This is a genomic window from Stenotrophomonas sp. TWI1149 (assembly GCF_039673155.1).
Taxonomy (GTDB): Bacteria; Pseudomonadota; Gammaproteobacteria; order Xanthomonadales; family Xanthomonadaceae; genus Stenotrophomonas; species Stenotrophomonas maltophilia_AA.
The window spans coordinates 76,187-88,298 of the sequence record NZ_JBDJLB010000001.1; the positions used below are offsets into that span (position 1 = coordinate 76,187).

Sequence of the window (12,112 nt, forward strand, 5' to 3'; positions counted from 1 at the left end):
ACCCGCCGCGCCTCAGCGCGCCGCCTCGTATACCGGTGCGCCATCGACCCAGGTCGAGCGCACCTGCAGGTCGGCCAGCCCGGCCGGCGGAACGCTGAGCGGGTCGCGGTCGAGCACGACGAAGTCCGCGCGCAGTCCCGGCTGCAACCGGCCGACCTGGGCTTCGTCATGCCCTGCCCAGGCGGCATCGGCGGTGAAACCCCGCAGTGCTTCCGCCGCGCTCAGGCGCTGATCCGGCTGCCAGCCCCCTGGCGGCTGGCCGGCACGGTCCTGGCGGGTAACCGCGGCATACAGGCCCAGCCGTGGATCGACCTGCTCGACCGGGAAATCCGAGCCGAGCGCGAGCCGCGCACCGGAGGCCAGCATCCGTCGCCACGCATAGGCACCGAGGATGCGCTCGGGACCGACCCGGTCCTGCGCCCAGCCCATGTCCGACGTGGCATGGGTGGGTTGCATCGAGGCGATCACGCCGAGCTGGGCGAAGCGCGGAATGTCCTCCAGCGCGACCACCTGCGCATGCTCGATCCGCCAGCGATGATCCGTGCCGCGACGCTCGCCCAGCACCTTCTGATAGGTGTCCAGCGCGATCCGGTTGCCGCGGTCGCCGATCGCATGCGTGGCGACCTGGACATGACAGGTATCGGCCCTGCGAACCGCCGTTTCAAAGTCGTCGGGTGAGGTCACCAGCAATCCACGGTTGTGCGGGTCGTCGCTGTAATCGGCCAACAGCGCGGCCCCGCGGCTGCCCAGCGCCCCATCCATGAACAGTTTCACCCCGCGCATTTCCAGGCGGCCACCGGCGTGCTGGTACGCGCCCTGTGCACAGAGATCCGCCAGGGCATCGCCATTGCCATCGGCATACGCATCGATGCGCAGAGGCAGCCTGCCGGCATCGGCGAAGCGGCGCATCAGGGCCAGATCGGCGCGCGATACGCCCATGTCATGCACACCGGTCAGGCCCTGGCTGACCGCCTTGTCCAGCGCGCGGGCCAGCATCTGCTCGCGCGCGGCCTCGCTCGGCGCCGGGATCGCGGCCTGCACGAGCGACATCGCTTCATCGACGAACACCCCGCTCGGCTGCCCGTTGGCATCGCGCACGATGCGCCCGCCGGCCGGTTGCCAGCTGCCCTTCAATCCGCGTTGCCCGGGTTGCCGTGCGACGGCGCGCAGTGCCGCGCTGTTGCCCCAGCCGGCATGGCCATCGATGCGACCCAGCCAGACCGGCCGGTCCGGGAACGCCGCGTCGAGATCGGCCACCGTCGGGAACTGTTTGCCCGGCCAGCGATTCTGGTCCCAGCCGCTGCCCAGCAGCCAGCCCTCGGGATTGTCAGCCGCGAAGCGCTGCAGCCGCGCGACGATGTCCCGGGTACTGGTCGCGCCGGTGAGGTCGGCCTGCATCAGGGTGCCGCCGAGGAACATCAGGTGAGCATGCGCGTCGATCAGGCCCGGAATCACGGTCGCCTGGCCGACGTCGGTCAATGCCGCGAGTGGATACAGCGTGAGCATCGCCTGCCGGTCACCGACGGCAAGCACGCGCCCGGTATCGGTATCCCAGGCCAGGGCAGTGGCGGCCGGTGCGTCGGGATCGCCGGTGTGGATCGTCGCAGCGGTCAGCAGGCGGACATCGGCCTGCGCGGTGCCGGCCAGCAGGCAGGCGATCAGGGCGGCAAGAGCGGTCGGACGCATGCAGAGACCCCACAACAGGAAAGCGGCGACTATGCGGCCGCCGCTTTCCCATCACAATCTGCTGTGCACCAATCCGTCTGCGCGGATCAGCCGGCCAGCTCGGCCTCGAGCGTGATCGGTACCGCGCTGAGTGCCTTGGACACCGGGCAGTTCTGCTTGGCGTCATCGGCGATGGCGCGGAACTGGGTGGCCTCGATGTTCGGCACCACGGCCTTCACCTTCAACGTGATCTGCGACAGCTGCGGGCCACCTTCCATCGAGAGGTCGACCTTGGCTTCGGTATCCAGCGAAGTGGGCACGAAACCGGCCTCGGTGAGCTTGGCCGACAGCGCCATGGTGAAGCACCCGGCGTGCGCGGCGGCGATCAGTTCTTCCGGGTTGGTGCCCTTCTCGTCGCCGAAGCGGCTGCTGAAGGCATAGCGGGTTTTGTCCATCAAGCCGCTCTGGGGCGTACTCAATTGTCCCTTGCCTGTCTTGAGGTCACCTTCCCAATGCGCGGTGGCATGACGCGAAATACCCATCGTTGATCTCCTGCGGGATGAATGGCCTGGCCAGCCTAGACCGGTCCGCGTTAGCACCGTGTCTGGCTGCCGTCAGGCGATCGGCAGGCGCCGCCCCCAGCTGAATCGGATCTCAAGACGGATGCTGTTTTCAAGTGGTTTTCGTGCGACAGTCGGGGTGCGACGGTCCATGACCGATGGCCTCCGCCGCGAGGGCGGACCCTGTTTTTTGGCTATGACCTGATGCACTGCGGTAACGAAGGGCGTGGAAATCACGAATTTTTATGCGTTTGCCTATTGGCGGCGCCCCATAGTTGCCCTACATTTCGCTTGCCGACGGGGTTCGGCGCGACCAAACAACCAACCGTTCACGGAACAGGAAACCATGGCAAAGACCGCTAAGAAGGCTGCCCCGAAGAAGGCAGTAAAGAAAGTCGCTACGAAGGCAGCCGCGAAGCCGGCCGCTCCCAAGCCGATCAAGGAAGTGCTGAGCAAGTCTGGTCTGGTTGCACACATCGTTGAAGCGTCCGGCGTTGTCGCCAAGGACGTGCGCGCCGTGCTCGCCTCGCTGGAAGGCGCCGTCGCCGCTTCGGTGCACAAGAAGGGCGCTGGCAGCTTCACCCTGCCGGGCCTGCTGAAGATCTCCACCGTCAGCGTGCCGGCCAAGCCGAAGCGCAAGGGCATCAACCCGTTCACCAAGGAAGAGCAGTGGTTCGCCGCCAAGCCGGCCTCCACCAAGCTGAAGGTGCGTCCGCTCAAGAAGCTCAAGGACGCTGCGCTCTAATCCGCGCGCTTCCTGCAGCACCCGGACGGGACGGCTCACGCCGTCCCGTCTTTTTTTGACTGTTCTGCCATTCGAATCGCGGCGGTTGGTGGGTCGGGCGCTGGGCCGTGATGCCCTTGCCGGCGAATGTCCCCCGGCCGCCGCCTGGCGGCGACGGCCTCCTCCTTGATTTCGCCCACAAGGGCATCACGACCCACGTCTGGAGACCATTGGCGCCGCAAACCAAGCTCCGGTTCGCAGCACGCTTGCAGCAAGCCGAGCCCCGCAGCGAAACACAGCGTTTCCAAAGACGTTCGCGCCGCCTGCTTCCTGCGCAGATGCCTGTCCTGCCGCGATCCACGGCATGGCAGAACCGACCGGAACGCACAGGGTGGAACACTGCGTGCGACCGCGCCTGTCGTCGCGGTACGGATCGCAGCCTATGGTGGGCTTGTCCCCCACCGTGCAGGCAGCCATGGCCAGCTCTTCTTCCCAGCGTTACCGCATCACCGTCACCCCGATCGAAAAGGACGGCCTGCAGTGCAGCGGGCGCTGCACCATCGAGCTGGAACATCGCGCGCAGCAGGACTGGATGCGGCTGCTGGAAACCGCGCGGCGCACCACCGGGCTAAGCGGTGACGAGCGTGCCGCGGCGATCGTCGCCACCCAGTTGCTGCGCGATCTCGCCCGGCGCCACGCCGACGAACCCGACCATCCGTTGACCGTTCTGCAGCCACAGCTGGACGAGGTGCTGGCCGCGCTGGAATCGATCCAGGGCGCGCCCTGAACCAGGCGCCCGCTGCGGCGCTACACTCGGCGCTCTCCGGGGAGACTCCTGCATGCGCCGTGCCGTCCTGTTACTGCCGCTGCTGATCCTGCACGGCTGCTCCTGCCAGCCGCATGCCCCTGCGCCCGATGCCGTCGTGACGGCGGACAACGCCGCCGCACCAGAGGCGTCGGACGAGGACGCGTCGCCATCACCGCCCCTCTCCACGCCGATCGCTGCCGCCCCCAGCGCGGTGGCTGCCGACGCGTTGGATGAGCCCTCGGTGGTCCACCGCTACATCAGCGCCCTGGCGCAGGGCGACCTCGCCACCGCCGATGCCCACTGGACCGGCGGCGGACCGGGTGGCCATCCCGACGATGCGGTCCTGCGTGCACTGCCCGGGTTCCGCGGGCTGCGCATCAAGACCCAGGCACCGATCGCCCGCGACACGGCCACGCCCTCGCGGCTGCGCGAAGTGCCGGTCCAGATCCGGGTCGGCACGGCAACCGGCACGCTGCGCTTCGAGGGCTGGTATCGGCTGCAGCCCCGCGTGGATGGCAGCGGCTGGGAAATCCATGGCGCCTCGATCCAGCCGGTGATGAACTGACCGCAGCGGAAAGGACGTTGATCTGCGGGCGCGTACGTCAAAGCTGGATTCAGCCGCACGCGCTATTGTTGGGCTCTCACTCCCCACGGCCTGCCGCCATGAATGTTCGCCCGCTGTTGTCCCGCCTCGCCGCCTGCACCGTGTTGCTCGCCGCCGCCATCGGCGCGCAGGCCGCGCCCAGCGTCTCCGGCCGCCAGTTGTCGGTCGGTGCCACCGATGTGCAGCAGTATCTCGATGGCAGCTTCCCGCGTACCCAGAACGCGCTGGGCGGGTTGATCGCGATGACGATGAGTCACCCGCAGCTTACCCTGCCGCAGGGCAGCCGACTGGACCTGGGCTTCGATGTGGCCATGGCCACCGCCGGCAGCAGCCCGGCACCGCTGGGCAAGGTGAAGCTCAGCAGCGGCCTGCGCTATGACGCGCAGACCCAGGGCTTCCATCTGCAGGAGCCGACGGTCGATGACTTCACCCCGGCCAACAACGGCGGCAAGCTGGATTCACGCACGCGCAGCCTGCTAAATGCCTGGCTCGCCGATTACGCCCAGCGCGAGCCGATCTACAAGATCGACCCGAGCGTGGGCGCCCTCCTCGGCGCGCTGCAGGTGCAGTCGGCCCAGGTGGAGAACGGCAAGCTGGTGGTCACCTTCAACCAGGATCTCGGCGCACTCGTGCCGGCCGGGGTGCTGGGCAAGTAACCGGGATGGCACCGACCAACGGTCGGTGCCTACACGCTAAATCCGTGCCTGCACGCTCAACCGGTGCCTGCACACTCAACCGGCCAACGCCTTGGCCACCGCATCGGCGAACGCCGGGATGTCACCCGGCTTGCGGCTGGTGATCAGGCCACCGTCCACGACAACCTCGGCATCGGTCCATTCGGCGCCGGCGTTGCCCAGATCGGTCTTCAACGAGGGCCAGGACGTGACCTTGCGGCCCTTGGCAAGGCCCGACTCGACCAGCAGCCACGGGCCGTGGCAGATCGCCGCGACCGGCTTGCCTGCCGCACCGAATGCCTTGATCAGGGCAACCGCGTCGGTGTCGATGCGCAGCTTGTCGGGATTGATCACGCCGCCGGGAAGGACCAGCGCGTCGTAGTCGTCGGCCTTGGCGCCCTTCAGTGGCGCATCGACCTTCACGTCCTCACCCCAGTCCTTGTCTTTCCAGCCGCGGATCTGGCTGGTGTCGCCGGGCGCGATCACCTTGACCGAGGCCCCCCAGGATTCCAGCAGGCGCTTGGGTTCCTGCAGCTCGGACTGCTCGAAACCATCGGTGGCGAGGATCGCGATGTGCTTGCCGTTGAGTGCGTGTGCCATGGAGCGGCTCCAGTAAGTGGGAGCGCCCAGTGTGGCCACGCGCGCATTGGGCGACGGTGACCACGATGTGCACAGCGTGTCGGCGCAGCCACCGACCCACGGTCGGTGGCTGCCAGCGGGATCAGCGCTTGGGCTGCAGCATCGTGCCGGTGCACTTCTTCGAGCCGCAGCGGCATTCCCAGATCTTCTTCAGGCGCGCGGTGTGACGCTCGGCCAGCGTGATGCCGTAGTTGTAGGTCAGCTCATCGCCCGGCTTGATGTCCTTGATCGCCTCGATGAAGACCTTGTCCTCGCGCCGGTTGTCGCCCTCGGCTTCTTCGATCACGGCCTCGCAGTTCGGATCGCAGCTGTGGTTGAGCCAGCGCGCGTCGTTGCCCTTGTAGTTCGCATCGATGACGTAGTCGTCATTGAGGGTGAACAGGAAGGTATGACCGCTCTCCACATCCCCGGTGTCGTCGGCATCCACGTCGGCGTGGCTGCGCAGCAGACCCTTGTACTGGATGACCCGCTCGCCCTTCTTGATCGGCGCCAGCGCGAACACGCCATTGCCATGGATGGTGGACTTGCGGGCCTGGATCTTCTTGGGCATCTGGCTGACCGTTGCGGTGGGAAGCCCCGATTCTCGCTTAATCTTTGTGATTGCCAAAGCGATGCGGTCCAATAGGCGTCCAAGGCCGCCCTGCGGGCGCCTGAACGGGCGGGTTGGATGCCGCCGGAGAAAAGCGTACAATTTCAGTCCGCTTTATGGTTCTGCACCCCACCATGCTCCGCGTCACCAAGCTTACCGATTACGCCACCGTCGTGTTGACCGTGCTCGCCGCCCGTCCGGGCGAGGTGCTCAGTGCGACTGAACTGGCCGAGTTTGCCCGTCTGGAACCGCCGACTGTCAGCAAACTGCTCAAGCCGCTGGCCCAGGCCGGTCTGGTCGAAGGCCTGCGCGGCGTCCGCGGCGGCTACCGGCTGACCCGCGCGGCGGACCAGATCACGCTGTTCGAGATCGTGGAAGCCATGGAAGGGCCGCTCGGCCTGACCGAGTGCGCCCACGACCACAGCCAGTGCGGCCGCGAGCTGCAATGTGGCGCGCGCAGCAGCTGGCGGATGATCAACGACGTGGTGTCCGAAGCGCTGCGCGCGGTCACCCTGGCGCAGATCCTGCCCCCTCTTCCCCTTGTTGACGCCCACCGCCGCGCGATCGCGGCGGATGTCGTCTCCTGATCAGGCAGCCCCCATGGCCACCGATACCCTTGATACCGTCGCCACCGGCGATACCCCCAACCGCGAGATCCATGAGCAGCTCGGCCGCAAGTATTCGGCGGGCTTCATCACGGACATCGAATCGGACTCGTTGCCGCCCGGCCTGGACGAGGACACCATCCGTGCCCTCTCGGCCAAGAAGGAAGAGCCGGAATGGATGACGCAGTGGCGCCTGGATGCCTACCGCCACTTCCTGACCATGCCGATGCCGGACTGGGCCAAGTTGCAGATCGCCCAGATCGACCTGCAGGCGCTGAGCTATTACTCCGCGCCGAAGGGCCCGAAGTACGCCTCGCTGGACGATGTGCCCAAGGAACTGCTGGACACCTACGACAAGCTCGGCGTGCCGCTGCATGAGCGCGCCAGGCTGGCCGGCGTGGCCGTGGATGCGGTGTTCGATTCGGTCTCGGTCGGCACCACGTTCCGCAAGGAACTGGCCGAGAAGGGCGTGATCTTCTGCTCCATGTCCGAGGCAATCAAGGAACACCCGGAACTGGTCAAGCAGTACCTGGGCACCGTGGTCCCGGTCGGCGACAACTACTTCGCCGCGCTCAACTCGGCGGTGTTCTCCGATGGCAGCTTCGTGTTCATCCCCAAGGGCGTGCGTTGCCCGATGGAGCTGAGCACCTACTTCCGCATCAACGCCGGCCATACCGGCCAGTTCGAGCGCACGCTGATCATCTGCGAGGACAAGGCGTACGTGTCCTACCTGGAAGGCTGCACCGCGCCGATGCGCGATGAGAACCAGCTGCACGCCGCGGTGGTCGAACTCGTCGCGCTGGAAGATGCCGAGATCAAGTACTCGACGGTGCAGAACTGGTATCCGGGCGATGAGAACGGCGTGGGCGGCATCTACAACTTCGTCACCAAGCGTGCCGAATGCCGTGGCGCGCGCAGCAAGGTCACCTGGACCCAGGTCGAGACCGGCTCGGCGATCACCTGGAAGTACCCGTCCTGCGTGCTGCTGGGCGATGATTCGGTCGGCGAGTTCCACTCGGTCGCGCTGACCCACCACCGTCAGCAGGCCGATACCGGCACCAAGATGATCCACATCGGCAAGCGCACCAAGAGCAAGATCGTCAGCAAGGGCATCAGCGCCGGCCACGGGCAGAACACCTACCGCGGCCTGGTCAAGATGGAGCGCGGCGCCGAGGGTGCGCGCAACTACACCCAGTGCGATTCGCTGCTGATCGGCAAGAAGTCCGGCGCGCACACCTTCCCCTATATCGAGGTGAAGAATCCCAGCGCGACGGTCGAGCACGAAGCCACCACGTCCAAGATCTCCGACGACCAGCTGTTCTATTGCCGCGCCCGCGGCATCGACCAGGAAAACGCGGTCTCGATGATCGTGGACGGTTTCTGCAAGCAGGTCTTCCGCGAGCTGCCGATGGAGTTCGCGGTGGAAGCCAAGAAGCTGCTGGACGTCAGCCTGGAAGGCTCGGTCGGATGAAGCGCCTGCTCACCCTGGCCGTGCTGCTGTGCGCGGCGGCACCGGCGTTCGCGCAGGACGTGGTGTGCAATCCCGGCGGCAATCAGCTCGAACTCAATGCCTGCGCCGATCAGGAGTTCAAGAAGGCCGATGCCGAATTGAATGCCGTCTACCGCCAGATCGTGACCCGGCTTGCCGGCGAGCCCGTGGCGCTGGCGAAGGTGAAAGCGGCACAGCGGCTGTGGGTGCAGCTGCGTGACGCCGACCTGGAAGCGCGCTACCCGGTGGGCGCGGATGAGAATCCGCGTTTCCTGTACGGCTCGATGTACCCGATGCTGTACTCCGGCGCCAAGGCGGCATTGACCACCGCGCGTACCGCTTACCTGCGCAACGAATTCCTCGAGCGCAGCGAATACGACCTCTGAGTCGCGCTGCCTCCAGTTCCCCTATCTGACAAGACGATTATCGACATGTTGAAGATCGACAACCTCCACGCACGCATCGGCGAAAAAGACATCCTGAAGGGCCTCTCGCTCGACGTGAAGCCGGGCCAGGTGCACGCCATCATGGGTCCCAACGGCGCCGGCAAGTCCACCTTGGGCAATGTCCTGGCCGGCCGCGAAGGCTATGACGTCAGCGAAGGCAGCGTGCAGTTCGAAGGCAAGGATCTGCTCGGCCTGGCCCCGGAAGAACGCGCCGCCGCCGGCCTGTTCCTGGCCTTCCAGTACCCGGTGGAAATCCCCGGCGTGAACAACACCTACTTCCTGCGCGCCGCGCTCAACGCCCAGCGAAAGGCGCGCGGCGAGGAAGAGCTGGATTCGATGCAGTTCCTCAAACTGGTCCGCCAGAAGCTGGCCGTGCTGCACCTGAAGGACGAGCTGCTGCACCGTGGCGTCAACGAAGGCTTCTCCGGCGGCGAAAAGAAGCGCAACGAGATCTTCCAGCTGGCCGTGCTCGAGCCGAAGCTGGCGATCCTGGATGAAACCGACTCCGGCCTGGACATCGATGCGCTCAAGAGCGTGGCCGACGGCGTCAACGCGCTGCGTTCGCCGGACCGTTCGTTCATCGTGATCACCCATTACCAGCGCCTGCTCGACTACATCAAGCCGGACGTGGTGCATGTGCTCGCCGACGGCAGGATCGTGCAGAGCGGCGGCCCGGAACTGGCCCTGGAACTGGAAGCCCACGGCTACCACTTCCTGAAGGACCGCGTGGTGCCGGAGGCAGCGGTCTGATGAGCGCCCTGCTCGATTCCCTCGCCAGCGGCTTCTGCGGCAGCGATGCACGTCGCGCCGAGCTGGACGCCGCCCTGCAGGCCGGCCTGCCCGGCCCGCGTACCGAAGCCTGGAAATACACCTCGCTGCGCCAGCTGGAACGCCGCAGCTTCCAGCCCGCGCCGCTCGCCCCGGCCGTGGTCGATGCCGCCCTGCTGGCCGACATTCCGTCGCCGCGGCTGGTGTTCGTCAACGGCCGTCCGTCCGGCGCGCTGAGCGATGTCGCGGCAGTGCCGGCCGGCGTACAGGTGGCCACGTTGTCCTCGGCGCTGGCCGCCGGCGATGAAGCCGCGCGCTTCCTTGGCCGCCGATTCGAGCGCAGCGAGGAAGTGTTTGCCCGCCTCAACGCCGCGCTTGCCGATGAAGGCGTGCTGCTGCGCGTGGAGGAAGGCGTGCAGGTCGAAGCGCCGCTGCAGCTGGTCTTCATCAGCGTGGCCGGCGATACCGATCTGTCCTGGCACCACCGCCACCTGATCGAACTGCGCAGCGGTGCCGCGCTGGGCGTGGTCGAGCATCACCTGCATGTCGGGGATGCCGCACACCTGGACAACACCCTGGTGCACGTCCACCTCGCGCAGGACGCCGTGCTCTCGCATGCCCGCGTGCAGGCCGACGCCACCCGCGCCACCTCGCTGCTGCGCACCGACGCCGTGCTGGCCCGCAACGCGCAGTACCGCCGCGTCGATCTGGAGCTTGGCGCCGCGCTGAGCCGCCATGAGCTCAACGTCCGCCTGGAAGGCGACAACGCCCAGCTGACCGCCAACGGCGTGCTGCTCGGCAACGGTCGTCGCCATGTCGACACCCGCCTGGGCATCGAACACATCGCGCGCGACACGAGCTCGGAAATGGTCTGGCGTGGCGTGGCGGCCAACCGCAGCCGCGTGGTCTTCCACGGTGGCATCCACATCCGCGAAGGCGCCGATGGCACCGACGCCAACCTGTCCAACAAGAACCTGTTGCTTTCCGCGGATGCCGAGATCGATACCCAGCCCACGCTGGTGATCGATGCCGACGAGGTCAAGGCCGCGCACGGCGCCACGGTTGGCCAGCTCGATGCGAATGCCCTGTTCTACCTGCGCTCGCGCGGCCTGCCGGCCGATCGCGCGCAGCAGCTGCTGAGCGCGGCGTTCTGCCATGAACCGCTGAACGTCCTCGACGCACGCCTGACCGAGCAGCTCACCGCCCAGCTCAGCCGCGCGCTGACCCTGGCGGGCGTCGCATGAACCTGTCCACGCCGCGCCCGGTCGCCGATACCGGCGCCGCGCCCGACTGGGACCGCGTGCGCCTGGACTTCCCGCTGTTGATGCGCGAAGTGCATGGCAAGCCGCTGGTGTACTTCGACAACGCCAACACCGGCCAGAAGCCGGTGCAGGTGATCGGCGCGGTGGACGAGTTCTACCGCCGCTACAACGCCAACGTCAGCCGCGCGGTGCATGCGCTCGGCACCGAAGCGACCGATGCCTACGAGGGCGCGCGCAACAAGCTGGCGCGCTTCCTCAACGTGCGCGCCAGCGAGCTGGTGCTGTGCAGCGGCACCACCTTCGCGATCAACCTGGTCGCGTATTCGTGGGCGCTGCCGCGGCTGAAGGCCGGGGATGTCATCCTGGTCTCGCGCATGGAGCACCATGCCAACATCGTGCCGTGGCAGCTGGTCGCCCAGCGCACCGGCGCGACCCTCCGCGTGGCCGAGATCACCCCGGACGGCGCGCTGGACCTGGACGCGCTGCGCAGGGCCATGACCCCCGAGGTCAAGCTGCTGGCGGTCGCCCACGTGTCCAACGTGCTGGGCACGGTCAACCCGGTCCGCGAGATCTGCCGCGAGGCCCGCAAGCGCGGCATCATCACCGTGGTCGACGGCTCGCAGGCCGTCCCGCACCGCAAGGTCGACATCCCCGCGATCGGCTGCGACTTCTACGCCATCACCGGCCACAAGATGTGCGGCCCGACCGGCACCGGTGCGCTGTGGGCCAGGCGCGAGCACCTGGATGCCATGCCGCCGTTCCTCGGCGGGGGCGAGATGATCAAGGAAGTCAGTTTCGAGGGCACCGTGTTCAACGATGCCCCGCACAAGTTCGAAGCCGGCACTCCGAACATCGCCGGCTTCATCGGACTGGGCGTGGCGGTGGACTACCTGGAGTCGCTGGGCCTGGACCACGTGGAAGCCCGCGAAGGCGAACTGCTGGCGCACTTCACCGAAGAGCTCAACAAGATCGACGGCCTGCGCATCTTCGGCACCACGCCGGACAAGGCGGCGGTGGTCTCCTTCCTGGTGGACGGCGCGCATTCGCACGACCTGGCCACCCTGCTCGACCTGGAAGGCGTCGCGGTCAGGTCCGGCCAGCACTGCGCACACCCGCTGCTGCAGTACTACGGCGTGGCGGCGACCTGCCGGGCGTCGCTGGCGTTCTACAACACGCATGAAGAAATCGAACGCTTCATCGTAGCGCTGAACAAGGTGCGCAAGCTGTTGGGGTGAGCTGGCGGCACCGGGCTGGACCCTGCAGAACGCCGCGAGAGATC

The 12,112-nt window shown here is 67.0% G+C and carries 14 protein-coding genes; 10 read left to right on the forward strand and 4 right to left on the reverse strand.

The features are described from left to right. Positions 1-12: 12 nt before the first annotated feature. Together ABE424_RS00330 and ABE424_RS00335 are read right to left on the reverse strand one after the other, a co-directional pair. Entirely contained in the window at positions 13-1,686 is a 1,674-nt protein-coding gene (locus tag ABE424_RS00330) for an amidohydrolase (protein WP_346492522.1), read from the reverse strand. Positions 1,687-1,772: 86 nt separating this feature from the next. Continuing rightward, entirely contained in the window at positions 1,773-2,207 is a 435-nt protein-coding gene (locus ABE424_RS00335; RefSeq protein WP_176990800.1) for an OsmC family protein, read from the reverse strand. Between the two features lie 364 nt (positions 2,208-2,571). Between ABE424_RS00335 and ABE424_RS00340 the strand changes: the two genes are divergently transcribed. The 4 genes from ABE424_RS00340 to ABE424_RS00355 all read left to right on the forward strand — a co-directional run bounded on the left by ABE424_RS00340 (position 2,572) and on the right by ABE424_RS00355 (position 5,017). Continuing rightward, entirely contained in the window at positions 2,572-2,970 is a 399-nt protein-coding gene (locus ABE424_RS00340; RefSeq protein WP_019185677.1) for an HU family DNA-binding protein, read from the forward strand. 421 nt (positions 2,971-3,391) lie between these two features. Next, entirely contained in the window at positions 3,392-3,736 is a 345-nt protein-coding gene (locus ABE424_RS00345) for a DUF3861 family protein (protein WP_346492523.1), read from the forward strand. 52 nt (positions 3,737-3,788) lie between these two features. Beyond that, positions 3,789-4,322, forward strand: coding sequence for a hypothetical protein (locus tag ABE424_RS00350; RefSeq protein ID WP_346492524.1), 534 nt, complete (start codon positions 3,789-3,791; stop codon positions 4,320-4,322). A 98-nt stretch (positions 4,323-4,420) separates the two neighbouring features. Then, a complete protein-coding gene (locus tag ABE424_RS00355; RefSeq protein ID WP_179460981.1) occupies positions 4,421-5,017 on the forward strand; it encodes a DUF1439 domain-containing protein in 597 nt (198 codons plus the stop codon). 75 nt (positions 5,018-5,092) lie between these two features. On the opposite strand, the gene ABE424_RS00360 is transcribed toward ABE424_RS00355, so the two are convergent. Further along, the gene (locus ABE424_RS00360) at positions 5,093-5,635 is read right to left on the reverse strand and encodes a type 1 glutamine amidotransferase domain-containing protein (RefSeq protein ID WP_346492525.1); all 543 of its coding nucleotides are present in this window, start codon (positions 5,633-5,635) and stop codon (positions 5,093-5,095) included. Positions 5,636-5,756: 121 nt separating this feature from the next. Next, positions 5,757-6,224, reverse strand: coding sequence for an SET domain-containing protein-lysine N-methyltransferase (locus ABE424_RS00365; protein ID WP_176990804.1), 468 nt, complete (start codon positions 6,222-6,224; stop codon positions 5,757-5,759). 173 nt (positions 6,225-6,397) lie between these two features. Here ABE424_RS00365 and ABE424_RS00370 point away from each other — a divergent pair, with 173 nt between their 5' ends. From ABE424_RS00370 to ABE424_RS00395, 6 genes are read left to right on the forward strand one after another with little or no spacing between them, the layout of a single operon-like run. Continuing rightward, positions 6,398-6,850 (forward strand): SUF system Fe-S cluster assembly regulator, encoded by a 453-nt coding sequence (locus ABE424_RS00370; protein WP_026070170.1) that lies wholly within the window; start codon positions 6,398-6,400, stop codon positions 6,848-6,850. Between the two features lie 13 nt (positions 6,851-6,863). Beyond that, positions 6,864-8,339, forward strand: a complete 1,476-nt coding sequence (sufB, locus tag ABE424_RS00375; protein ID WP_176990805.1) for a Fe-S cluster assembly protein SufB — start codon at positions 6,864-6,866, stop codon at positions 8,337-8,339. Next, positions 8,336-8,743 (forward strand): lysozyme inhibitor LprI family protein, encoded by a 408-nt coding sequence (locus tag ABE424_RS00380; protein ID WP_346492526.1) that lies wholly within the window; start codon positions 8,336-8,338, stop codon positions 8,741-8,743. The genes sufB and ABE424_RS00380 overlap by 4 nt, the downstream gene beginning before the upstream one ends. Positions 8,744-8,788: 45 nt before the next feature. Beyond that, positions 8,789-9,553: a Fe-S cluster assembly ATPase SufC gene (gene sufC, locus ABE424_RS00385; protein WP_346492527.1), complete on the forward strand. Its 765-nt coding sequence runs from the start codon at positions 8,789-8,791 to the stop codon at positions 9,551-9,553. Next, positions 9,553-10,815 carry a Fe-S cluster assembly protein SufD gene (gene sufD / locus ABE424_RS00390; protein WP_346492528.1) on the forward strand — a complete coding sequence of 421 codons (1,263 nt, stop codon included), beginning with the start codon at positions 9,553-9,555 and terminating at the stop codon, positions 10,813-10,815. The genes sufC and sufD overlap by 1 nt, the downstream gene beginning before the upstream one ends. Beyond that, positions 10,812-12,068: a cysteine desulfurase gene (locus ABE424_RS00395; RefSeq protein WP_346492529.1), complete on the forward strand. Its 1,257-nt coding sequence runs from the start codon at positions 10,812-10,814 to the stop codon at positions 12,066-12,068. The genes sufD and ABE424_RS00395 overlap by 4 nt, the downstream gene beginning before the upstream one ends. Positions 12,069-12,112 lie beyond the last annotated feature (44 nt).

Coding starts and splice junctions, on each gene's coding strand:
- ABE424_RS00355 (WP_179460981.1), top strand. CDS start 4,421: ATGAATGTTCGCCCGCTGTTGTCCCGCCTCGCCGCCTGCACCGTGTTG.
- ABE424_RS00350 (WP_346492524.1), top strand. CDS start 3,789: ATGCGCCGTGCCGTCCTGTTACTGCCGCTGCTGATCCTGCACGGCTGC.
- sufC (WP_346492527.1), top strand. CDS start 8,789: ATGTTGAAGATCGACAACCTCCACGCACGCATCGGCGAAAAAGACATC.
- ABE424_RS00380 (WP_346492526.1), top strand. CDS start 8,336: ATGAAGCGCCTGCTCACCCTGGCCGTGCTGCTGTGCGCGGCGGCACCG.
- ABE424_RS00330 (WP_346492522.1), bottom strand. CDS start 1,686: ATGCGTCCGACCGCTCTTGCCGCCCTGATCGCCTGCCTGCTGGCCGGC.
- ABE424_RS00345 (WP_346492523.1), top strand. CDS start 3,392: ATGGTGGGCTTGTCCCCCACCGTGCAGGCAGCCATGGCCAGCTCTTCT.
- ABE424_RS00360 (WP_346492525.1), bottom strand. CDS start 5,635: ATGGCACACGCACTCAACGGCAAGCACATCGCGATCCTCGCCACCGAT.
- ABE424_RS00340 (WP_019185677.1), top strand. CDS start 2,572: ATGGCAAAGACCGCTAAGAAGGCTGCCCCGAAGAAGGCAGTAAAGAAA.
- ABE424_RS00365 (WP_176990804.1), bottom strand. CDS start 6,224: ATGCCCAAGAAGATCCAGGCCCGCAAGTCCACCATCCATGGCAATGGC.
- ABE424_RS00335 (WP_176990800.1), bottom strand. CDS start 2,207: ATGGGTATTTCGCGTCATGCCACCGCGCATTGGGAAGGTGACCTCAAG.
- ABE424_RS00370 (WP_026070170.1), top strand. CDS start 6,398: ATGCTCCGCGTCACCAAGCTTACCGATTACGCCACCGTCGTGTTGACC.
- ABE424_RS00395 (WP_346492529.1), top strand. CDS start 10,812: ATGAACCTGTCCACGCCGCGCCCGGTCGCCGATACCGGCGCCGCGCCC.
- sufB (WP_176990805.1), top strand. CDS start 6,864: ATGGCCACCGATACCCTTGATACCGTCGCCACCGGCGATACCCCCAAC.
- sufD (WP_346492528.1), top strand. CDS start 9,553: ATGAGCGCCCTGCTCGATTCCCTCGCCAGCGGCTTCTGCGGCAGCGAT.